Source organism: Alteromonas sp. ISO5, from assembly GCF_058105165.1.
Window position 1 is genome coordinate 1,865,791 of the sequence record NZ_CM176572.1, and the last position, 21,041, is coordinate 1,886,831.

A 21,041-nucleotide genomic window follows, 5' to 3' on the forward strand; every position below is an offset into this window, starting at 1 on the left:
GGTTAAGGCAATTATTTAAGACCCGCCAGTGTCAGGCGGGTCTTTTTATATTCCGGCCAGTCAAATTTGTCTAAAAACTCGAGTGAAGCGGATAGGCCTCGTTTAAATAAATCGAGTTTGGCTTCCTTAGAAAGCGAAAAGTCCAGCCAGTGATGCTTACCGGTGTCAATGCTTTTCACCAGCGCTTTGTAGTCGGGATTCTTACGGATAAATTCTTCATCTGCATCATGGCGCATGGCACCGATTAGCGACCCCAGATAAGGTTTTATACTGTCAATATCCTCCGCTACGTATTCTTCAATACCGAGCTTAGCCCCAAAGGTTGGCATTTTGGGCACCGAATGACTGGTATGGAACAGGTTGATGGGAAAGTTGGAAATTAATCCACCGTCAACAAACACAGCGGTTTGTGGCATGGATTTATTTTTAAAGCCAAGTGCCTGCCAGGCATCGGTGACCGATTGCGTTTTGGGTACTGGCACTTTAAACGGGTAAAAGAAAACCGGTACCGACATGGATGCCCGGGCAAAGTCGGCGGGATTGGCCTGATCAAGATTGCGGTAGAACAACTTTCCATCCCGTTCGGGCAGCACAATTTTAGTGGTACTGGACAGCTCGGCGGTGACGACTTTTAACTCGACCTGCCAGTTTTGCGGATCAAAAGGGGCGGGGTCAGGGACGGCCATGTTGTTTGGTAACGGCACCGGGTCAAACCGCAGGCCTGGCACCTGGGTATTCATTTGTTGTTTTAATGCTTGCCAGGAGTCGGTGTTATTCTCGGCCAGTAAATCTTTGAGCCACTGGTGAAAAGTCGTACCAGGATTGAGACCAAGGTGCTTAAGCAAAGGGCGCAGGATAGCTAGTGAAACAGAGTACTTCCACAACCAGTGTTTGCCAGCCAGCCATGCTTCAGTTGCCAGGCGGCTCATTTTGCTGCCATCCTGAAAGCTGGCCATGGGCATATTGGCGACGGCGGCAATCATCTTTTCGCTTTTGGTCTCAAAGGGAGTGCCAAGTGCCTGAACCAGCAAGGCATTAATCGCACCGGCTGAGGTGCCGGCTACCGACCGAAAACGCAAGCCGGCGGCCTCCAGGCCGTAAGTATAGCCAACCAGTGACAAACCGAGCACTCCACCGCCTTCCATCACTAAATCAATGTATTGATGACCGGCTTCATCGACGATATCAGACACGCGCTTGGAGCGCCGTTGATGGAGTTGATTGACCAGTGACTGCACTTCACTGTCCGCGGTAAAATAATCTGGTTGAAGCTGGCTCATTAGCGGCATCTTTTGCAAAGACTGCCGCCAGAGTAGCGCTGTGTGATTAAAAAGTGAACAGTTTTTTTGACTATTCCTGAGCGGCTACACTAACGTGACTTTTGCGCAGCGTCGTTTTTTACCTCTGCAGCCTGGGTTTCTATCGCTCGTTTTGCTTCCCGCCATTCGGCGAGCTTTTCGTAATAATGGTCCCATACACAAGGACAACAGGCACCGCCGCCACAGCAGTCACTGGGTAAAGGTTTCTCTGGTTCGGGGGGAATTGTGTTCATAAAGCCTCCGTAATGCCCAGTATGTCGCTACTGCGTTGCACCTACAAATAATCCAAAATGATATCCGACATAACCCATTTTCCATTAATTTAATTGCTGTTCGCATCATTCTAATGGCTCGTTTTGTTCTCCTTATTTAACACTAGCAATTGATTTTTATGGTTATTTCGTTTTTGGGGTACGGGACTTATGGTGTTTCATGATATTGACATGAAGATTGAATTAGGGTGCTATGTTAATCAAATGTTGACTTATGTTAACAGGCTAAAACAACCTTCACCCAACTAAGAGGTATGCAGCGATGGCCAGGGTAATCTCACAGTCACTGTCTGGTAAATTTAATCACTGGCTTAAGGAAAAGCTCCGTGACCCCAATATGTACTGCGCACTGTGTGGTGTGGCAGCCCTGGCTATTATAGAACTGGCAGTGTTTGGTGGCTGATTGCTTGCTATGGCTTACCAGTTAATCAGCCGGTTGTAATCCAGATAGCCAAATTCGAGTGGATAAGTTTGGCGGTACCACTGATGGATGATATCGCTGACTTGCCAGAAGTCAGCGGCTGAGCGTCGCACGCCGAAGGTTTCGTATAATCGCTGCAGGTCGGCAGCGTTTTGCAAGCCGGCGATCTGCTCACTAAAAGCAGGTAATTGTTGAGTGGCCAGATGGAAAATGGCATTAGGGTGTGATGTGGCAAAACCGTAAGCCAGAGTCAGTGTATCTTCTTGTGGCAGGCGTCTGGCATCCTCAGCGATAATATGTGAGATATTGGTATAGGCGTTATTGCTGAGTAGGGTATAGACATGCTTAACCTCGCCGTTTTTATCTTCTACCAGCACAATACTACTCTGGGGCAATAAAGAAGCAGATATGCCGGTGGTAGTCGCAATATGCTTCAGTGCGGTTAAGCTGTGTTGGTCGGTGAAGCCGTTAGTCAGTTCATGGCGCGGGCTCAGAACGCTAACCAGGTGATGCTTAACCCGTTGGTATAATTCAGTGAGAGGGTCGTCGGTGTTGAATGTCATGGCCGTTTCACCACTTAACTGATGGCCATCGGCAACATATTTCTCCACCGGACTGACCACACCACGATACCATTTATCCCACACCTTCTGGCGGGTTTGCGCCGGCAACAACGCCAGAAAATTAAACTCTCCTTCCATGCGCAGGAAGTCCATGTAGATACGGCTGTTCAACTGGTGACCAACATTTCCATAGACATCGTAGCCCGCCACCAGTAAGTAGTGAATTCGCTCAAATAACGGGTAGGTAATAATCCATGCGGTTTGTGGGCGCTCACCTATAAAACCTTTTACCACCGTAGCCGCATCGTAATGGCGTAAAATAGTCAGGCCGGCGTTATCGTTCTCCCCGTCGCCCCGCCAGATAATGTCCAAATCGAGTGGCATTTTGTTCTGAGCGTGTTGGGCGATATACTGACTGCGCGTTTCCAGGTATTCCCGCTCTTGTTTGGCGTACTTTATCCAGTTGGTGGGCATGGCGTTAGATTGGGCTTCAGCAGGCATGCTGATGGTATTGCGCGCGTCGCGTAAAAAGGCATCCTGATGTTCCAGAATGTTACTGGACGGGTTTAAGAACATTACCCAGAAGTGGTCATTGATGACATTGAGGGCTATTTGACCGCGACAAACCGGCCCCTTAATAAATTGCATAATGGTGTACTGGGCTTCATCAATCATAAACCGGTAGCGAGACGACACCGGAATTTGCGCAAAAGCCACAAAGGGATTAGAGGCGACTTCCGGCGTATAGCCGGGTAATTCCGAAACCTCATATTCGGGCTCAATAAACCAGCTCTTCCACTTGTCCATGCGCGCCTCATCCAGCCTGATCGGCATATGTAACTTACTGACAATGGTGTTTTTGACCGGCATAAAGCGGTAGTAAACCCGTTGATTGTCGCTGTTGTCCTGATTACTAAAGGGCGGACTGAAAGGGCGCCGGGTTGCCAGCGGTGTAAAAGGTTCGCCCGGTGGTGTTAATGCCCGTTGCAACGAATAAAACCGGGTGTTGCCCTGTTTATCCTCAAAGTAAATGTGAGCGATAAACAGATGTTCATACAGGTAACGGCTTACTAACTGGTGTTTGTATGAGTCTTGGTTGAGGAACGCCTCCCATCTGGCAATACCCTGCTGGTCTGAAGTCGGCACTGGAGCCGGTTGGGAGGCTGGAGCGCCAGCCTGTAGCCAGGCAATGATGTGTTGATGTTCCTGCTGATCAATGGCTGGCAATCCGTAGGGCATGCCCCACTGCGGATGATCTTTCTGATAAGCGGGGAACTCATCAACCGTCGGGCATTGCATCTCACGGTTAATATCAAACTCAAAGTTTTCGCCCAGTGGTTCGTTGGTGTTAGTGGGGTTTGACTGTTTGAGGGCCAGCATAGAAGCCAGGACGCTGTTATTTAGCTGGTTATTGAACTCACTGACTTCATCAAGTACCGGATAAAAGTCTTTACTGCGCCACTCACCGGGGCGTTGGGCGTCAATAAACAGGCGACTGGGGCTGTCTGCCAACAGGCGGTCACCATGATAAACCGGTGCTTTATTAGCGCCTCGAGTAATACCTTCGTAGCTACCGAGTTTTAACTGACAGGGGGCGTCATAACAGGCGTGACAAACCACACAACGCTTGTCGAGTATTGGTTGTACGGTCTGACTAAAGGTGTTGTCTGGATCAATGGGCGGGTTGTCGTAGGGAGAGGTCACACTTTCCTGCTCTATAATGGCCGGTGTGCAGCCCATTGCACAGGTTATCAGCAACAGGCAGGTTATTTTTATCAGCTTTACCATGCAGAAAATCTCACTACGTTAATTACCGCACAGATAGTAACTGGTTTTAAGTGAATATTCCCGTGCTACCTTTATCTGTTTTGTTAAGGCTAAGTACAGATGTGTTTACTTACATTTATTTGATTGATTTTTGACAGATATCTCTTTACGCTGCGTGCACTGTAGACTGTGATATTGCGTTAACGGTCTGAACAGTAAAATCAGATTTTTACGCCCCGTTCTTATGTGCTTTTTAAGGATAAGAAAATGAAAATGAACGTTTTTGGCAAGTCTTTCACTGTGGTTATTGCGGCTTCCGTATTGCTACTCTCCGGCTGCTCTACGCAACAGTCTTCCCGCGTCATCGAGTCACCCAGAGTGGAGTCTTATAACACCGCCTACAATGGGGTAAAAAGCAAAGTGGTGGTCGGTAAATTTGTCAATCGCTCCAGCTTTCAAAACGGTATTTTTTCTAACGGTACTGATCGTCTTGGCTCCCAGGCCAAAACGATTTTAATCAGCCACCTACAGCAAACTAATCGTTTCTCGGTACTCGACAGAGACAACATGCAAATGCTTTCTGAAGAAACCGGCTACGCAGGTAAAGAGCAATCAGTTGCCGGTGGGCGTTATCTGATTACCGGCGATGTGACGGAGTTTGGTCGTAAAACCGAAGGCGACAGACAACTATTTGGCCTGCTGGGGAAAGGTAAAGCACAAATTGCTTATTCCCGGGTAACGCTCAATATTGTTGATACGCAGACCACCGAAGTGGTTTATTCCGTTAGCGGTGCAGGGGAGTATAGCCTGTCTGAACGCGAAGTGGTTGGCTTTGGCAGCACTGCGGGGTACGACGCCACCCTTAATGGCAAGGTGCTTGAGTTGTCCATTCGCGAAGCCATCAACAATCTGGTAAAAGGTATCGAAAGCGGCCAGTTCCAGCCACAGGAGTAGTTGCCTGATGATACGGGTATTGATGGCAGTTGTTGCCCTTATTGGTCTGGCCGGGTGCCAGTCTTCGTCGAAACCGATTTACTATTATGGTGGGTACCAGACCGCGGTTTATCACTACTTTAAAAACGACGAGACCACCATTGATGAGCAAATCAATGCTCTGGAAATTATTATCGAGAAGGCCGCTAATTCAGGGCTTCCGGTAGCGCCGGGCGTACATGCCCACCTTGGTATGTTGTATTTTGAACAGGGCGATGGCGTGAACGGAGCGATGCACTTTGCTACCGAAAAGCAACTGTTTCCTGAGTCCACCGGTTATCTTGATTTTCTGTTGTCTAGCCAAAAGGATGTGAAGTGATGAGACGGTTATTGCTATTGGTGGTAACAGCGTTGATCTTACTTAGCGGTTGTCAGACAACACGCAAGCCCAGCTACGATTACGCTGCTTTTCGGGCCGCTGCGCCAGCCTCTATCCTGGTGATGCCGCCGGTAAACCATACACCCGAGGTGATGGCACCTTACGGGATGATGGCGCAAATTGTAAAACCTGTTGCCGAAGCCGGTTATTATGTGTTTCCTGTAGCGGTAGTTAATCAAACATTTATTGCCAATGGCATGACGGTTGCCGAAGACGCCCAGGCCATTAATTATCAAAAACTGCATGAGATATTTGGTGCCGATGCCGGTTTGTATATCACTGTTCGTGACTATGGCACTTCTTACGCCGTGCTGGCCAGCGACACAATTGTATCAGCTGAAGCCAAACTGGTGGATTTACGCACCGGCCAACTGTTGTGGCAGGGGGCCGCCAGTGCTTCAAGCGGTGAAAGCCGCGGCGCAAACAGCAATGGCCTACTGGGCATGCTGGTTGAGGCGGCGCTAACCCAGATTATCGAAACCGTTACCGACCGCGGGTTTGATGTGGCAGGCATTGCCGCTACTCGTTTGCTTTCCACTACGTCTCACAACGGGTTACTTCCCGGTCCGCGTTCGCCACTCTATCAGCAGCAGGACCCAAACGTTAACTAAGCTTTTGTAGTTCTTTGTGTTGCTGCCTGAACTCGGGTTCAGGTAGTGAATTCTGCGCAGGAGGTAGTCATGCCTGCATAATGAAAATTGCTATGTGGCAGTTCAATTCAAACAAATATTCTGCAAAAGCCCATCTCATTACATCATTCTGCCAGAACACCTCCATTAGTATAAATCTAAGCTCGCTAAGGCTAACGCGTTAGCGTTTAATAACTATATAAAGGGTGGAATCATGTTTAAAAAACTGGGAATAATGAGTGCATTGCTGGTCACATGCTGTACGGCATATGCTCACGGAATTTACTTTGCTGAAAGAGTACAGAAAACAGCACTGGTGTACGGCGTTGGCGCTGATGATTTGAAAATCGTTAAGCGCCTGCCGAAGGTTAGTCATTTTACGGCATTCAATAAAGACTGGCAGGAAGTAGAGGCTGAGCTAAAAGTTTATGATCCCATGGTGTTTGTAGAAGGTGATCACGATGCTTTAGCTGCAGTGATGAAAAATGGCATTTGGAGCAATACGCCAGATGGCCGTTGGATTGGTAAAGGCCGCGATGAGGTGCCTGATGCAATTTTAAGTGAAGAAACCATCAAGTATGCGGTTTTCCTGGATGGTCCATTGCGTAAAGTTCCTAAAATTGACAGTCAGGAACTGCAAATTATACCTGTGGGGGAGAGTTTCCCGCTTATGTTAGGCGAAATGCAAACCTATCAGATTTTGCATAAAGGTAAGCCTGTTCAAGGTGCTATGGTCAAAGCAGACTTTATTAACGATACCGATGCCAAGGCAACAGAATCAGACAAAAACGGTATGGTTACGCTACCGGTCAGAAATCAGGGATTAAATGTTGTTGTCGCTACCTATGATGCGCCAACAGATCGTCCAAAAGTGATTGATAAATACGAATTGCTGGCCACTCTGTCGTTCATTCTGCCCCATGAGCCAGAGTGATCGGTTCCTCTAAAAACCTTAACCGTGGGCTGTGAACATCTGCAGCCCAATTGCCGTCCGAAAAGGTAAAAATCGCAGGTTGGAATGTCGTTGGTGTGATAAATGCTGATGCATCCGGTTTTCTTGAATGTTATTCCGGAGGTCAATACCAACTATCTGTGGGTAATGGGGAGTAAGCTGCTACTCGTTACCATTATGCTGTGTTTTGCGGCCCACCATAGCACCAAATACGTTGCATAGTGTTTGATTCATTAATGCCTGTTCCAGGTACTGCCTTATATGGCATCGAAGCGGGCAATTGAACAATCGGGCACTGTAACCGACCTGTTCGTTTTAGTTTAATCTCAGCAAAGCATGCCGAGATAAGAGGATAAAACACTAAAAAATACTTAAACATAAAAGTAACTTGGCAAAGTGAATGAGTCACATTGGGTATAATTTGGATAAGGTTCTGTGTTGGGCGAGTCTGAGCCAGGAACTTACGTTGTCGTTGAGTGTACTGATGCTTTCGGGCTCGGACTAAACGACAGACTAAAAATAAGAAACATGATAATCAGATGGCAACGAGGTAAGACTCGAATTTAGAGCAGGAATAACTATGTCAAAAACAGAAAATACTCCCACAGCCGCAAGAGGCTCGCGCATCTCGTCAATAGATGTCATGCGGGGCCTTATCATTGTTTTTATGGTGCTCGATCATGTCAGAGAGCGGTTCTATCTCCATGTGCCGTTGTCAGACCCAATGGACATTACTACGACACCTCCGAGCTTATATTTCTCTCGATATCTGGCCCATCTTTGTGCGCCGATGTTTGTGTTTCTGACCGGTGTTTCTGCCTGGCTATATGCACACCCGGCGAATAAGCCGTATCGCTCACCTACCAGCTTTCTTGCAAAACGCGGTCTGTTTCTTATCTTTCTGGAAGTGACGGCGGTTTACCTTGTCTGGGCCAGTTCATTCAATACCTTTTACTTACAGGTTATCTGGGCAATAGGGCTCTGCATGTTGGTGCTGTCTGTCTTAAGCAAGTTGAATTATTGGGCGCGAATTCAACTCCGAAGTGCACCACTCGCTAAATTAGGCAGCCTTGCGTAATTCATTGAATATCGCGACAGGTTGCCTGAAGCCGAGACACTTTCTCGGCCTGGCATTTAATGCCCGTTCAATCTGAGCAATTTGCTTGTCCATTACTGTCCGCAAATCGGAGCCTTTACGTATGTATTGGCGAAGCAAACCGTTAAAGTTTTCATTCAGTCCGCGCTCCCAGGAAGAATAAGGGTTCGCGAAGTAAATATCCGTTTTAAGCTTCTCTGCGACCAGCTCGTGATCACAGAATTCGCTGCCGTTGTCCGCCGTGATAGTTCGGACATGACTGCGATATTTCCACAACATGCCAACCATGGCACGGGCCACATCGGCTGCACTTTTCGCTGGCACTTTGCGTATCAGATACAGCTTACTTTTACGCTCCACCAAGCTAACAATCGCGCCCGTTCCTTGCTTGCCTAAAACCGTGTCAGCTTCCCAGTCACCGAACCGCTTCTTCTTGTTCACGATAGCGGGACGATGCTCTATGCCAACGCGATTTGGGATAATTACACGCTTCGCGCGGCTACCTTTACGGTATCTTCGGTGGCTCTGGCGTAGCTGTTTATACAATTTACCGCCGCTTAATTTATCACGCTGAACGTAGCCATAAATCCATTCATGGCTGACGTGATGACCGATGATTTTACCTACACCAGCAATCTGCTCAGGGCTCCATTTCTCATTCAGCCCAAACTCTACAAAGGTAATCGTCAGTTCAGATATCCTGTATTTTGCGGCCTGACAACGTCGTTTTAATGCCTTGGCCTGAGCGACTTCCGGTAGGTAATGGCTATCTCGAATTCGATTACGTTTAACTTCTCTACTAATGGTGCTGTGACTTACACACAGACGCTTTCCAATCTCTCGATAACTGAAACCCTCGCGTAAGTAGGCCTCGATCTGGTATCTTTGTCCCTCGATCAACTGCATGTAACTCATGGTAATACTCTAATTGTTTGGCGACTTTAGAATACCACCAACAGGCAGTTGATCGTCTGTCACCCTTTAACCATGAGTGGTGCACTTATTATCTGAATTCGGGGGTGATTGGATTCATCGGTTTTACCATCGTTATTGGCCATAACTTACTCTCACCAATACATTTTGAGCCGTCTGAGTGGGGATACACCCTGTGGACAATATTGCACGATCGGGGTTACATCATAGAAGATGCACTGTTCCCGGTTAAAGTGTCTTACCCTGTATTGCCGTGGATAGGCGTTATTCTGGTGGGCTATTTTGCCGGACCTATCTATCATCACGCTCGCTCTGCCGACAACCGTAAAAAATTACTGGTGACCCTCGGGTTAACCTGTTATGCCAGTTTACTCGTGTTGCGAGGCTTTAATCTGTATGGCGAAACCGTCGAATGGCAGATGCAGGATACTATGTTGCTGACGGTTATGGATTTCTTCAATTATACAAAATACCCGCCTTCACTTGACTATGTACTGGTAACTATTGGAACCGGCCTGTTGCTTTTACGCTTGTTTGAATCCTTTGATAACGGCCTGACCAAAGCATTGAATGTGTTTGGTTCGGTGCCAATGTTTGTCTACTTGGCACACCTTTACCTGTTACTGATTTTATATGGTGTACTGCACCTGATATTTGGTGACAACCAGGGCACACGTTATGGTTTTGATTCCATCTACATGGTGTGGACACTGACGCTTCTGGTGCCTGTTCTGCTGTATAAACCCACTAAGTGGTTCGCCAACTACAAACATCGCGAGAAACGCAATAAACCCTGGTTAACTTACTTCTAATGAGTTGTTCAGGACAGCCCCGGAAAGCCTAACGGCTACCGGGGCGCTTAATGTAAGTACTAACGTGTTGTTTCTCATCCGCTGAAACGTGCCCACTGTTTAAACCACTCTTTGTGTGTCACCCATTATCATAAATGAATGTCGCGTTATTCACTGGCATTGCCATGTTGTTGCCGTCTCGTAACTGTTGAACGCTTAATGAAAGTGGCTGTGTAACAAGTAAGTCAGCTTAAGCAGCCGTCAGGGTCGATTGTGTCGTTGCATACTGCCAGGAGTGCTACGAGGGGGAACGCAAAAATGATGCACGGATAACGCAGCGCTGGAACACCTGTCTAATGTGAGCAGGTGCCAGTCATACAAAGGTTTCAATACCGATGCCGCTACACATACCTGCTCAGGAACATGGTAAGTGAGCCTGAAAAACGCCTAAACGTTGCTGGACGTGTGCTTATGGACGAATGAGAACGGTTGAGAAGGTGACTAACTTGTGGCTGAGATAATGTATGTTGGGCGACAATAGCGTAGAACCTCATCCAGGTGTAATGCGGGACGCCCCCGCAAGACACCGGTTTAAATAGATCAGTGAAGCGCGAATGCCATACGATTTATTTTGCCCACGCTTTCGCTAAGTCTTCCAGATCCCAATTGCCGCCAGTGAGTACCAGACAAACATTCTCATCAGGCTGTACATCTATGGATTTTGCCAGTAATGCGCCAAGACCAATCGACGCCGCGGGCTCAGCAATTAATTTGGCATCTTTCGCTAACACGCGCATACCTTCGATAATATGTTCATCTTCTACTAACACAATTTCGTCAACATACTTTTCGATAATGGGAAATGGGTTCTGGCCAGGTACACTAATTCGTAAGCCATCGGCAATGGTATCTTTGAGTGGTAACGAAGTTCGTTCTTTATTGATACGGCTATAATAGTATTTGGGCGTTAGCGCGGGTTCGGCGCCAATCACCCGTACGTTCGGATTAATCTCTTTAATAGCGGTAGAAATACCCGAAATCAGGCCGCCACCGCCCATTGGGATAATAACCGTATCGACGTTGGCTAAATCTTCCAGGATTTCGCAGCCTATTGTTCCCTGCCCTGCCATTACCATGGGATCTTCAAAGGCGTGTACCACAGCATAATGTCTTTCTTTGGCGATTTCGTGAACGTGTTTCCACCGGGCTGCTGTGTCACCGTCAAACAGGATCACTTCAGCGCCTAGTGCTTTGGTATTCTCGATTTTCATCTTTGGTGACGTTACCGGTAGTACCAGAATCGCTTTGACGCCTAGCATTCTTGCAGCATAAGCAAGTCCCTGAGCGTGATTACCAGAAGAGGTCGCAATAATGCCGTTTTGAATCTCTTCGAAAGGCAGAGATAAGGATTTGTTTAAGGCCCCACGAATTTTAAAGGCGCCGGTAAGCTGAAGCATCTCTGGTTTGAGGAAGACATTACATCCCGCTTTTTTCTCCACTTTCTCTGCACGAAGAATAGGAGTTCTTTTTATAAGTCCTTTAAGCCGTTGTTGAGCTTCTCGGATGTCATTGATGGTTGGGAAAGTGGTCATAATTCAGATCTCTTTGACAAGGTGTTAATCGTTATGAAAAGGCAAAAAACTCACCGATGCTTTTTTCTATGGCATTACGATATATCTTGGTCGCTGCCGTATTATCCTGAATTGCCATACCGGTGGAATCAAAAATAGTAATTTCGCTATCGTTTTCTCTGCCCGACTTTCTGCCCAGTAATATGTCGCCTATCTCAGCATGAATGTCTGATTCAGTAATGATATTTTGACTTATCGGATGGCTGGTTTCGCCCTTCTCCAGGCATTGAGCGGTTGAATCCGTGACGACTTTTGCGCCTCGAAACACCGCTGGATCGAGCTCCTGTTTGCCTTTTTGGTCGGTACCTATAGCAACGATATGGGTACCTGGTTTGACCCAGTCCGCTGCAACCAAATCGCCTGTTCCGCGCGTTGTCGTAACAAGAATATCAGCTTGTTCGACAGCGGCCTGTTTCGAGTCAGCAAGTACCACCGTTATACCCAGTTCTTGTTCAATATCGGTTTTAAATTGTGCCAGCTGCTCTGCTCTGCGGCTCCAGGCGTAAATTTCTTTGATGGTCATCACTTGTGCAATAGAGCGAATTTGCATTCTTGCCTGAATGCCGGTACCTACGCATGTGACTGTCTGTGCATCTTTTCTGGCGAGGTGCTTTACTGACACTGCACCTGATGCTCCGGTACGCAGGCCGGTTAGCAGGCTACCGTCCATGACACACAGTAACGCGCCACTCTTGCCATCAAATAACACAATTGTTCCCATATTGGGCGGTAAGCCTAACTCGCTCTGGTTGTGGGTAAACCCGCCTGAAGAGGCTTTTAGTGAAATCATATCATCGGGGGCGCAATATCCTGTTTTAAAATCGATTTCACCACGCGGCGCAGGCAGGTGAATACCGACATAGGGTGGTTGAATGGTCTTATTGTCACTGAAAGACATAAATGCATTTTCCACTGCCTCTATTACTTCCGGGAGTGAAATCAATTGTCTAACTTGTTCTTTATTCAATAGAAGTGTTTTCAAAGTCAGTCTATCCTGTCCGTCGTTAAAAAGACGCTCTGGTTACCACTGCCGCTATAGCTCTCTAAAAAATAGAGGGAATGATGTTATTTCGGTTACACCCACTTATATTGGGGAGTCTACAAAAACGCCAGTTTCATCACTGGCGTTTTAGCAAAAGGCAACACGAGCTATTATAAGTTTCCTTCACAAACGTAGGTCATCTGCAGGAAGTCATCCAAACCATAGTGCGAACCTTCACGCCCATAGCCAGACGCTTTTACGCCACCGAACGGGCCTATTTCGCTGGCAACAGCACCTTCATTAACGCCAATAACCCCCGCTTGTAATTGGCTCTTAACGCGGTGGATGCGCTTGTGGTCCTGTGTGAAGAAATAGGCAGCCAGGCCATATTCTGTATTATTGGCCTCGTCAATCACTTCATCTTCAGTCTTGAACCTGAACAGTGGCAGCACCGGGCCAAATGTCTCTTCGCTAAACAGTGCCATATTATTGTTGGCTTCAGCAATAACTACTGGTTCGAAGAAAAAACCGTCACGTGGGGTGGCGTTGCCACACAGCAAAATGCCCCCATGTTGCTCAGCATCCTTTACGTGAGTGCTGATCTTGTCGATAGCCTTTTGGTTTATCATCGGACCAATCTGCGTGTCAGAGGCTAACGGATCTCCGACATTTATCTTCGATACCCGATCAACCAGTCGGCTGGCAAATTCATCATAAATCGCATCGGCAACGTAAATGCGGTTAGGGCACACGCAGGTTTGTCCGCCATTACGAAGCTTCGCCGCAATTAAGCCGTTGATAGCAACATCCATATCACAATCATCAAAGACGATAAATGGTGCATTGCCACCGAGTTCCAGAGACAGCTTTTTAAGCGTACTGGCTGAACGCTGGGCTAAATATTTTCCTACTGGCGTTGAGCCGGTAAAGCTGATTTTCTTGACCTCGGGATCTTTCAGCCATGCATCTACCGCTATTGACGTTTGTTCGCGGGATGCTGCTACAACGTTAATAACACCTGGCGGGAAGCCTGCCATTTCAGCAAGCTTCGCCATGGCTAATGCCGTTAGGGGAGTATCTTCTGCTGGTTTAACGACGACTGTACAACCGGCAGCAATGGCCGGTGATATTTTGCGCGCCAGCATGGCAAACGGAAAGTTCCATGGCGTAATGACTGCGACTACGCCAACCGGGCGCTTTTCTACTGTCTGCTGGCGGCCTGAAATACTGGTTGGCAAAATATCGCCGCGCAGTTGCATAGCCAGTTGCGCAAACCACTTAATGTAAGAGGCACCGTAAGCCACTTCGCCTTTTGCTTCGGCCAGGGGCTTACCTTGTTCGGTGGTCATAATGAGAGCCAAGTCTTCAGTATGCTCTTGAATCAGGTTGTACCATCTCTCAAGGAGGTTAGCGCGTTCGCGATGCGTCGTTAATTGCCAGCTGGTAAATGCTTTCTTGGCTGAACGAGCGGCATTTGCCGCGTCGATTGCGTCGCTGTTTGCGACACTTGCAACGCTATTGCCAGTGGCTGGATTTATCACTTCATAGGTTTGTTGAGATACCGCTTTGTTCCAGCTACCGTTAATGAAGTTACGGGTATTAAACAATGCTGGTTCGTTCATTTTTGACACGATATCGGCTTGATTATCTTTACTCATTATAGATTCGCCAAAATTGCATCACCCATATCTTGTGTGCTGGCTGTGCCGCCCAGATCGGGTGTAAGGGTTGCGCCTTTCAGGGCGTTTTCTATGGCTGCGACAATGGCATCGTGGGCTTCGGAGCCTGCGCCTGCATCTTCAGTCAGGAATTTAAGCATTAATGCGCCTGACCAAATCATCCCTATCGGATTAGCAATGTTTTTGCCGTAAATATCCGGCGCTGAGCCGTGAACCGGCTCAAATAATGAAGGGAACTTTCGTTCTGGGTTCAGGTTAGCGGATGGCGCTAAACCGATAGTGCCGGTGCATGCTGGCCCTAAATCCGACAGAATATCACCAAAGAGGTTAGTGGCGACAACGACATCGAAACGTTCCGGATTCATGACAAAGCGAGCAGACAGAATGTCTATGTGCTGTTTGGTCCAGCTGATCTCGGGATAATCTTCTGAAATTGCGTCTGCACGAGAATCCCACCATGGCATGCTAATGGCCATTCCGTTACTTTTGGTTGCAACAGTGAGATTTTTAGCCTCACGACGCATGGCTGTTTCAAAGGCATATTTTAAAACGCGGTCGGAACCATGACGACTAAATACAGACTGTTGTAGAACGATTTCTCGTTCAGTGCCTTCGTACATGATGCCACCAATTGAAGAGTATTCACCTTCAGTGTTCTCGCGCACCACAATAAAATCAATTTCGTCTGCTTTGGGGGTGGAAAGGGCACATTTTACGCCTTCAAATGTGCGTACCGGACGCATATTAATATACTGGTCAAATTCGCGGCGGAAGGTCAGTATAGACCCCCAGAGTGAGACATGATCAGGTACGGTATCCGGCCAGCCAACCGCGCCGAAATAGATAGCGTCCATCCCACCAACGATGTCTTTCCAGTTTTCTGGCATCATGCGCTCGTGCTTGAGATAATAATCGCAGCCACCCCAGTCGAAGTGATGGAAATTAATGGCTAAACCATATTTCTCGGCGGCGGCCTGAACGACCTTTAATCCTTCCGGCATGACTTCTTTGCCAATGCCGTCTCCGGCGATAACGGCTACATTATATGTATTCACTAGCCCTGCATCTCCTGTTTTACTACGTCTAAGTTAAGCACTTCATCCAAGGTCAGTTGTAAGCGTTCAAACAAGGTGTCGAAGTCTGACTCCGTATAGCAAAGTGCGGGGGCAAAGCCCAGGATATTGTCGCCGAAGGCGCGGAAAATCAGTTTATGTTTCCAGGCAATATCAGCGATCGTTTCATTTAGTTTGAGTGCAGGATTAAACTGGCGTTTAGTGGCTTTATCGGCTACCAGTTCAATTGCACCTAATAAGCCAATGCTGCGGGCATCACCGACTAGCGGGTGGTCCATACAGGCTTGTAGTTTTGCGGCGAAATAAGGCTCAACTGACTGCGCGTGTGCTAGCATGCCTTCTTCGTATATTTTAATGACTTCCAGGGCAACAGCGGCGCTGACAGGGTGTGCAGAATAGGTCTGACCGTGTCCAACCGTCGCGGCTTTGTGCGGGCCATCGGCAATGCCGCTGAAGATTTCGTCTGACATGAGTAAGGCACCCATGGGGGCATAACCCGCTGTCAGTCCTTTGGCAATCGTCATCAAATCGGGCTGAATACCTTCATGTTCGCAGGCAAACATTTTACCGGTCCGGCCGAAGCCGGTAATCACTTCGTCAACGAGTAATAAAATGCCAAGACGTTTACAGGTATCAGCAATGGCCTTCAGCCAGCCCTTAGGCGGCACGATTACGCCGCCGGAACCAACAACCGGCTCACAGAAAAATGCGGCCACATTGTCAACACCGATTTCTGCGACTTTATCTTCCAGCTCTTTTACCGAGGCGGCGATCAGCTCTTCACCAGTTTTGTATTCACTGCGGTACAGGTACGGACAGCTGATATGATGCTGAAGTGGTGTTGGTACATCGAAGTTGGCATGGAATGCCGGCAAACCGGTAATACCCGCACCGGTTGATGAGGAGCCATGGTATCCACGTTGTAACGAAATTATATGCTTTTTGGAAGGTTTACCAATAGCATTGTAATAATGCGTAATATAGCGAATGGCAGCGTCAACAGCATCTGAACCACCCAGAGAGAAATACACATGTTGTAATGACTCTGGCGTCATTGACACTAACTTTTCAGCTAAAACGATAGCGGGTTCACTACCAAATCCGAAATAACCCGTCGCATACGGTAGCGTTGTCATTTGTGTGACCGCTGCATCAACAACACGTTGTTGGCCATAACCTATATTAACGCACCATAACCCGGCAAACGCATCTAAGTACGATTCACCGTCAGCGGCCTTTAGCCAGGCACCATTGCCGGAAGTCAGTATCTTGACGCCTTTTTCCTGATGATCGCGAAAGTTAGATACTGGATGGACGAGGTATTTACTGTCCGATTCTGTCAAAGCAGGCGTTTGCATGATTATATTCCATATCAATAGTACGAAAGAGCAGAGTGCTGTTAACCATAAACAATCAACTGTTAAGTACGTAGTCAGAGGATAAGTACCCGCTAGCAGACAGGTACGATTTCTAACATCAATGGTAACGGGCATTTTCGTTTAGGATTTGTTGATACGGTCAAAAGAAAAGCGGCTAAATTTTGTTTTTCCACACTTCTCAGCAATATCTGCTGCGAGGTTTAGGCGAAGATAAATACGAATCTGATAAGCACAAGTTGAAATGTTATTGCCGGAGTCGCTGCGGTTACGCTCATGCCGGGTAAAGGCGTTAGCAAGCGTCTCCGTCTGGCCTGTTTAGCAAAGCGTAACTAACTTTCAATCGTGTTTAACTAGCAGCATAGTCTGCTGATTGATTACTTAAAACAGAAGTCACATTGCACACGGTAGATTTAATTTGGCATTTAATAAGTGTCACTGCGTGGTGTAATAACAATGAACTGCAATACTCTAAGTATTACGATGCAAGTCAAAATTTTAAATTGAGACAATAACTTTAGCTGGAAAGAACAATGAGTGTATTTAAGCCCAAGTATATTAGCTTCGACTGCTACGGCACCCTGATTTATTTTGAAATGGCGCCGATCGCGCAAAAACTATTTGCTGACCGAATTACTGAGGCGCAAATGCCTCAGTTCGTGAAGGATTTCTCGGCTTACCGGCTGGACGAAGTACTCGGTGCCTGGAAACCTTATCAGGAAGTTGTTCGTAATGCGGTGACCCGTTTATGTAAGCGTTGGAACATTGAATACCGTGATGAAGATAGCATTACTATCTACAATGCGGTACCAACCTGGGGACCTCATCCGGATGTGGTTGAACCGCTTAAGAAAGTGGCCGCAGAGATCCCTCTGGTTATTTTGTCTAATGCTATGAATGAACAAATTCATTCTAATGTGGCCAATCTGGAAGCGCCTTTCGCTCACGTGTATACGGCTGAGCAGGCGCAGGCTTACAAGCCTCGTCTGCAAGCATTTGAGTACATGCTGGACAACCTGGGCTGTAATCCTGAAGACATTCTGCACGTCTCCTCAAGTTTCCGATATGACCTGATGTCGGCACATGATATTGGTATTAAGAATAAAGTGTGGGTTAACCGCGGCCACGAGCCAGCGAATCCTTTCTATGGATACACTGAAATTAAAGATATCAGCGGTCTTCCAGGCGTCGTCGGGCTGGAGTAAGGATTTAAATGAAAAGCGCGTCTTTTTGGCTGGATACAGCCCCGATTATAAGCACAACCGAATCGGCATTGCCTGAGCAGCCTGTCGATGTACTGGTGGTTGGTGGTGGCTACACCGGGTTATCCTCTGCGCTGGCTTTATCTAAACGGGGGGCCAGTGTGGCACTCTGTGAAGCCGGCGTCGTTGGCGGTGAAGCCTCAGGTCGCAACGGCGGGCAATGCAATAATGGCACTGCCCAGGATTATGCCGGTTTGGTTGCCGCTTATGGTGAAGAAAAGGCGCAGTCTTTTTATCAATTCTATAACCAGGCAGTTGATTCGGTAGAGCGAATCATTACCAGCGAGAATATCGATTGTGACTTTCGCCGTGCCGGTAAAATCAAACTGGCGGCTAAGCCGGAGCATTTTGACAAACTGGCACGTACCCATGAAGCAATCAGTAAAGTTGTCGACCCGCAGGCAACGTTACTTGATGCCGAACAATTGCAACGGGAGATTAAGTCAGACCAGTTCTATGGTGGCTTACTCAGTCCGAACGGTGCCCAGTTGCATGTGGGTAAAATGGTGTACGGTCTGGCAAAAAGCTGTCTGGAAAATAACGTTGCGATATTTGAACATCAGCCGGTGATCAAGATTGATAAGCTGGGTGAACAGCGCTGGAAAGTAAGTACACCAAAACAAACCATTGAAGCTAAGGCAATTTTAATTGCAACGGGTGGCAGTGGTCCGGGCCCTTTTAGCTGGTTCCGCAGACGCATTGTACCAGTGGGTAGTTTTGCCGTAACCACCGAACCGCTTAGCGAAGCGCTGTGTCATTCATTGTTCCCCGGTAATCGCTCTTATGTTACCAGTAAGAACATTGGTAATTATTTTCGGTTAACCGCTGATCGCCGATTATTGTTTGGCGGGCGGGCCAAATTTGCGGTATCGAATTCCCGTTCGGACGCTAAAAGCGGTGAAATATTGCGTCAGGCGCTGGACGATATGTTCCCCCAGCTTGCCAGTACCAACATTGATTACTGTTGGGGTGGCACCGTAGACATGAGTGCGGATCGTCTGCCCAAAGTGGGTGAACACCAGGGGATGTTTTACGCCATGGGCTACAGTGGGCATGGCGTACAGATGGCAATTCATATGGGTGAGGTTATGGCAGATATCATAGATGGTAAGCCAACGAACTGCCCTTGGGTTACGACGCGCTGGCCAGCAGTACCATTTCACTTTGGTAAACCCTGGTTTTTACCTTTCGTTGGCATGTATTACAAAGTGCAGGATATGTTGCACTAAACGTAACTCGTACGCCTGAACCGTAATTTATAGGGGAAGACCATGAAAAAGAAGTATTTAGACGACGCTGCTATCGCGCAGATGACGGGGCAGTGCTCCGGCTCGCGCAGAGCGTTGCTCAAATCATTGGGTGCAGCCGGATTGGTAAGCGCCGCCAGCGGACTGGCGCCGCCAGCGGACTGGCGCTGCCAGCACATGTACTGGCACAAATGACCAATGAAAAACCGGTAGAAAAACCTAAATATGGCGGCCGAATAAGGGTTGCCGGCAATTCGATGTCGACCAAAGATACGTTGGATCCCGCCAGGGCATCTATGAGTACGGATTACACCCGTATCTACATGATATATAGTGGCCTGACCCAGTTTAATCGTGAATTGGGGGCTGATTTAGCCTTAGCTGAGACCTTTCATTCAGACGATCAACAAACCTGGCATATCACGTTGCGCAGTGGGGTAACGTTTCACAACGGCAAGAGTTTAACCGCCAAAGATGCTATCTACTCATTACTTCGTCATAAAGACCCGGCGGTCACATCGCGGGTAGCCCCTATTGCAGCACAGTTTGCAGAAGTCGTTGAAACAGGGCCATTAAGTTTTCGTATTACTTTACAATCTCCTAACGCCGACTTACCTATCTTACTCGCGTCGCCACAATTTTGTATTGTTGAAGACGGAACAACGGACTTCTCGCAACACGCGAACGGTACCGGTCCGTATCAGCTAAGCGAGTTTTCTGCGGGGGTACGCACTATTGTGCAGAGAAACCCTAATTTCTTTAAACCCGGCAAACCCTACCTCGATGAAATTGAGTTGGTGGGGATTACTGATGAGTCTTCACGCGTCAACGCCTTGTTGTCGGGTGATATTCAGATGACCCTGGCTATTGATCCTCGTTCTACCAAACGGGTGCGTAATTCCGGTACGTGTAACATTATGCAAACCGAGTCCAGTTTGTATACGAATCTGGTTATGCGACAGGATACTTATCCAACGAATAATCCGGATTTTGTGCTCGCTGTGAAGTATATGACCAATCGAGAGTTGATAAAACGTGCGCTGTTCAGAGGGTATGCGACCGTCGCAAATGATCACCCGGTAGCACCGAGTCATAAGTATTTCAATCATGAATTACCACAGCGTCCCTATGACATAGATCGGGCCAAGTATCATCTTAAAAAAGGCGGCTTAACGGGTGTGCGCGTACCCGTTTTCGCATCACCTGCGGCAAATGGTTCGGTTGACATGGCGGCGTTGTTACAGCTATCAGGCATTGAAGCCGGCATGCATTTTGGGATAAACCGGGTACCTGCCGATGGCTACTGGTCAAATCACTGGATGAAGCATCCTCTGGGCTACGGCAATATCAACCCGCGGGTTAGCCTCGATGAACTGTTCAGTTTGTTCTTTAAGTCCGATGCACCGTGGAATGAGTCAGGCTGGCATAACCCTCAGTTCGATCAGCTTTTGATTGCGGCACGAGGTGAAGGTGATGAAGCAAAACGGAAGCAAATGTACTGGGATATGCAGGAGTTGATCAGCGACCATTGTGGCGTAGGAATTCCGGTATTTATGAACCTTATCGATGGATATAGCAACAAAATCAAAGGTGCCTTCCCCATTCCTAATGGTGGCCTGATGGGCTATACCTTTGCCGAATACGTATGGCTGGACGCCTGATTGTTTTAAGGAGCA

20 protein-coding genes are annotated in these 21,041 nt (G+C 47.7%); 11 read left to right on the top strand and 9 right to left on the bottom strand.

Annotation, left to right across the window (positions count from 1 at the left end; translation table 11 throughout):
• Nucleotides 1-11: 11 nt before the first annotated feature.
• Together AC2T0J_RS08565 and AC2T0J_RS08570 are read right to left on the bottom strand one after the other, a co-directional pair.
• Nucleotides 12-1,280 (bottom strand): patatin-like phospholipase family protein, encoded by a 1,269-nt coding sequence (locus tag AC2T0J_RS08565; protein ID WP_489809714.1) that lies wholly within the window; start codon nucleotides 1,278-1,280, stop codon nucleotides 12-14.
• 89 nt (nucleotides 1,281-1,369) lie between these two features.
• Nucleotides 1,370-1,552 carry an oxidoreductase-like domain-containing protein gene (locus tag AC2T0J_RS08570; RefSeq protein ID WP_489809715.1) on the bottom strand — a complete coding sequence of 61 codons (183 nt, stop codon included), beginning with the start codon at nucleotides 1,550-1,552 and terminating at the stop codon, nucleotides 1,370-1,372.
• 301 nt (nucleotides 1,553-1,853) lie between these two features.
• On the opposite strand from AC2T0J_RS08570, the gene AC2T0J_RS08575 reads away from it, so the two are divergent.
• Nucleotides 1,854-1,994 carry a hypothetical protein gene (locus tag AC2T0J_RS08575; RefSeq protein ID WP_489809716.1) on the top strand — a complete coding sequence of 47 codons (141 nt, stop codon included), beginning with the start codon at nucleotides 1,854-1,856 and terminating at the stop codon, nucleotides 1,992-1,994.
• 14 nt (nucleotides 1,995-2,008) lie between these two features.
• Here the strand turns inward: AC2T0J_RS08575 and AC2T0J_RS08580 are convergent, their stop codons facing one another.
• Entirely contained in the window at nucleotides 2,009-4,363 is a 2,355-nt protein-coding gene (locus AC2T0J_RS08580; protein ID WP_489809717.1) for a fatty acid cis/trans isomerase, read from the bottom strand.
• Between the two features lie 246 nt (nucleotides 4,364-4,609).
• Here AC2T0J_RS08580 and AC2T0J_RS08585 point away from each other — a divergent pair, with 246 nt between their 5' ends.
• The 5 genes from AC2T0J_RS08585 to AC2T0J_RS08605 all read left to right on the top strand — a co-directional run bounded on the left by AC2T0J_RS08585 (nucleotide 4,610) and on the right by AC2T0J_RS08605 (nucleotide 8,373).
• Nucleotides 4,610-5,296, top strand: a complete 687-nt coding sequence (locus tag AC2T0J_RS08585) for a CsgG/HfaB family protein (RefSeq protein ID WP_489809718.1) — start codon at nucleotides 4,610-4,612, stop codon at nucleotides 5,294-5,296.
• 7 nt (nucleotides 5,297-5,303) lie between these two features.
• Nucleotides 5,304-5,654 (top strand): DUF4810 domain-containing protein, encoded by a 351-nt coding sequence (locus AC2T0J_RS08590; RefSeq protein ID WP_489809719.1) that lies wholly within the window; start codon nucleotides 5,304-5,306, stop codon nucleotides 5,652-5,654.
• Nucleotides 5,654-6,325, top strand: a complete 672-nt coding sequence (locus tag AC2T0J_RS08595) for a DUF799 domain-containing protein (protein ID WP_489810308.1) — start codon at nucleotides 5,654-5,656, stop codon at nucleotides 6,323-6,325. Before AC2T0J_RS08590 ends, AC2T0J_RS08595 begins: the two co-directional genes overlap by 1 nt.
• A gap of 232 nt (nucleotides 6,326-6,557) precedes the next feature.
• The gene (locus tag AC2T0J_RS08600) at nucleotides 6,558-7,277 is read left to right on the top strand and encodes a DUF4198 domain-containing protein (protein WP_489809720.1); all 720 of its coding nucleotides are present in this window, start codon (nucleotides 6,558-6,560) and stop codon (nucleotides 7,275-7,277) included.
• Between the two features lie 598 nt (nucleotides 7,278-7,875).
• Nucleotides 7,876-8,373 (top strand): acetyltransferase domain-containing protein, encoded by a 498-nt coding sequence (locus tag AC2T0J_RS08605; protein ID WP_489809721.1) that lies wholly within the window; start codon nucleotides 7,876-7,878, stop codon nucleotides 8,371-8,373.
• Here the strand turns inward: AC2T0J_RS08605 and AC2T0J_RS08610 are convergent.
• Nucleotides 8,356-9,306: an IS30 family transposase gene (locus tag AC2T0J_RS08610; protein WP_489806734.1), complete on the bottom strand. Its 951-nt coding sequence runs from the start codon at nucleotides 9,304-9,306 to the stop codon at nucleotides 8,356-8,358. The two genes, AC2T0J_RS08605 and AC2T0J_RS08610, sit on opposite strands and share 18 nt — an antisense overlap.
• Before the next feature lie 17 nt (nucleotides 9,307-9,323).
• On the opposite strand from AC2T0J_RS08610, the gene AC2T0J_RS08615 reads away from it, so the two are divergent.
• Nucleotides 9,324-10,136 (top strand): hypothetical protein, encoded by an 813-nt coding sequence (locus AC2T0J_RS08615; RefSeq protein ID WP_489809722.1) that lies wholly within the window; start codon nucleotides 9,324-9,326, stop codon nucleotides 10,134-10,136.
• Between the two features lie 605 nt (nucleotides 10,137-10,741).
• On the opposite strand, the gene AC2T0J_RS08620 is transcribed toward AC2T0J_RS08615, so the two are convergent.
• The 5 genes from AC2T0J_RS08620 to AC2T0J_RS08640 form a co-directional block, all read right to left on the bottom strand.
• Nucleotides 10,742-11,707, bottom strand: coding sequence for a threonine/serine dehydratase family protein (locus tag AC2T0J_RS08620; protein ID WP_489809723.1), 966 nt, complete (start codon nucleotides 11,705-11,707; stop codon nucleotides 10,742-10,744).
• A gap of 31 nt (nucleotides 11,708-11,738) precedes the next feature.
• The gene (locus tag AC2T0J_RS08625) at nucleotides 11,739-12,728 is read right to left on the bottom strand and encodes an ornithine cyclodeaminase family protein (RefSeq protein ID WP_489809724.1); all 990 of its coding nucleotides are present in this window, start codon (nucleotides 12,726-12,728) and stop codon (nucleotides 11,739-11,741) included.
• 170 nt (nucleotides 12,729-12,898) lie between these two features.
• Nucleotides 12,899-14,386 carry an NAD-dependent succinate-semialdehyde dehydrogenase gene (locus AC2T0J_RS08630; protein ID WP_489809725.1) on the bottom strand — a complete coding sequence of 496 codons (1,488 nt, stop codon included), beginning with the start codon at nucleotides 14,384-14,386 and terminating at the stop codon, nucleotides 12,899-12,901.
• Nucleotides 14,386-15,462: a tartrate dehydrogenase gene (locus AC2T0J_RS08635; protein ID WP_489809726.1), complete on the bottom strand. Its 1,077-nt coding sequence runs from the start codon at nucleotides 15,460-15,462 to the stop codon at nucleotides 14,386-14,388. Before AC2T0J_RS08635 ends, AC2T0J_RS08630 begins: the two co-directional genes overlap by 1 nt.
• Nucleotides 15,462-16,838, bottom strand: coding sequence for an aminotransferase class III-fold pyridoxal phosphate-dependent enzyme (locus tag AC2T0J_RS08640; RefSeq protein WP_489809727.1), 1,377 nt, complete (start codon nucleotides 16,836-16,838; stop codon nucleotides 15,462-15,464). The genes AC2T0J_RS08635 and AC2T0J_RS08640 overlap by 1 nt, the downstream gene beginning before the upstream one ends.
• Before the next feature lie 551 nt (nucleotides 16,839-17,389).
• Between AC2T0J_RS08640 and AC2T0J_RS08645 the strand changes: the two genes are divergently transcribed.
• The 4 genes from AC2T0J_RS08645 to AC2T0J_RS08660 are packed head-to-tail and all read left to right on the top strand — an operon-like array spanning nucleotide 17,390 to nucleotide 21,026.
• Nucleotides 17,390-18,061 (top strand): haloacid dehalogenase type II, encoded by a 672-nt coding sequence (locus AC2T0J_RS08645; RefSeq protein ID WP_489809728.1) that lies wholly within the window; start codon nucleotides 17,390-17,392, stop codon nucleotides 18,059-18,061.
• Nucleotides 18,062-18,069: 8 nt separating this feature from the next.
• Nucleotides 18,070-19,347, top strand: a complete 1,278-nt coding sequence (locus AC2T0J_RS08650; RefSeq protein WP_489809729.1) for an NAD(P)/FAD-dependent oxidoreductase — start codon at nucleotides 18,070-18,072, stop codon at nucleotides 19,345-19,347.
• A 42-nt stretch (nucleotides 19,348-19,389) separates the two neighbouring features.
• Nucleotides 19,390-19,560 carry a hypothetical protein gene (locus AC2T0J_RS08655; RefSeq protein ID WP_489809730.1) on the top strand — a complete coding sequence of 57 codons (171 nt, stop codon included), beginning with the start codon at nucleotides 19,390-19,392 and terminating at the stop codon, nucleotides 19,558-19,560.
• On the top strand, nucleotides 19,557-21,026 hold the full coding sequence (locus AC2T0J_RS08660) for an ABC transporter substrate-binding protein (RefSeq protein ID WP_489809731.1): 1,470 nt from the start codon (nucleotides 19,557-19,559) through the stop codon (nucleotides 21,024-21,026). The genes AC2T0J_RS08655 and AC2T0J_RS08660 overlap by 4 nt, the downstream gene beginning before the upstream one ends.
• Nucleotides 21,027-21,041: the final 15 nt, after the last annotated feature.

Bases quoted from the DNA above. Each gene is read 5' to 3' on its own strand.
- AC2T0J_RS08565 (WP_489809714.1), bottom strand. From the start codon at position 1,280: ATGAGCCAGCTTCAACCAGATTATTTTACCGCGGACAGTGAAGTGCAG.
- AC2T0J_RS08570 (WP_489809715.1), bottom strand. From the start codon at position 1,552: ATGAACACAATTCCCCCCGAACCAGAGAAACCTTTACCCAGTGACTGC.
- AC2T0J_RS08575 (WP_489809716.1), top strand. From the start codon at position 1,854: ATGGCCAGGGTAATCTCACAGTCACTGTCTGGTAAATTTAATCACTGG.
- AC2T0J_RS08580 (WP_489809717.1), bottom strand. From the start codon at position 4,363: ATGGTAAAGCTGATAAAAATAACCTGCCTGTTGCTGATAACCTGTGCA.
- AC2T0J_RS08585 (WP_489809718.1), top strand. From the start codon at position 4,610: ATGAAAATGAACGTTTTTGGCAAGTCTTTCACTGTGGTTATTGCGGCT.
- AC2T0J_RS08590 (WP_489809719.1), top strand. From the start codon at position 5,304: ATGATACGGGTATTGATGGCAGTTGTTGCCCTTATTGGTCTGGCCGGG.
- AC2T0J_RS08595 (WP_489810308.1), top strand. From the start codon at position 5,654: ATGAGACGGTTATTGCTATTGGTGGTAACAGCGTTGATCTTACTTAGC.
- AC2T0J_RS08600 (WP_489809720.1), top strand. From the start codon at position 6,558: ATGTTTAAAAAACTGGGAATAATGAGTGCATTGCTGGTCACATGCTGT.
- AC2T0J_RS08605 (WP_489809721.1), top strand. From the start codon at position 7,876: ATGTCAAAAACAGAAAATACTCCCACAGCCGCAAGAGGCTCGCGCATC.
- AC2T0J_RS08610 (WP_489806734.1), bottom strand. From the start codon at position 9,306: ATGAGTTACATGCAGTTGATCGAGGGACAAAGATACCAGATCGAGGCC.
- AC2T0J_RS08620 (WP_489809723.1), bottom strand. From the start codon at position 11,707: ATGACCACTTTCCCAACCATCAATGACATCCGAGAAGCTCAACAACGG.
- AC2T0J_RS08630 (WP_489809725.1), bottom strand. From the start codon at position 14,386: ATGAGTAAAGATAATCAAGCCGATATCGTGTCAAAAATGAACGAACCA.
- AC2T0J_RS08640 (WP_489809727.1), bottom strand. From the start codon at position 16,838: ATGCAAACGCCTGCTTTGACAGAATCGGACAGTAAATACCTCGTCCAT.
- AC2T0J_RS08645 (WP_489809728.1), top strand. From the start codon at position 17,390: ATGAGTGTATTTAAGCCCAAGTATATTAGCTTCGACTGCTACGGCACC.
- AC2T0J_RS08650 (WP_489809729.1), top strand. From the start codon at position 18,070: ATGAAAAGCGCGTCTTTTTGGCTGGATACAGCCCCGATTATAAGCACA.
- AC2T0J_RS08655 (WP_489809730.1), top strand. From the start codon at position 19,390: ATGAAAAAGAAGTATTTAGACGACGCTGCTATCGCGCAGATGACGGGG.
- AC2T0J_RS08660 (WP_489809731.1), top strand. From the start codon at position 19,557: ATGACCAATGAAAAACCGGTAGAAAAACCTAAATATGGCGGCCGAATA.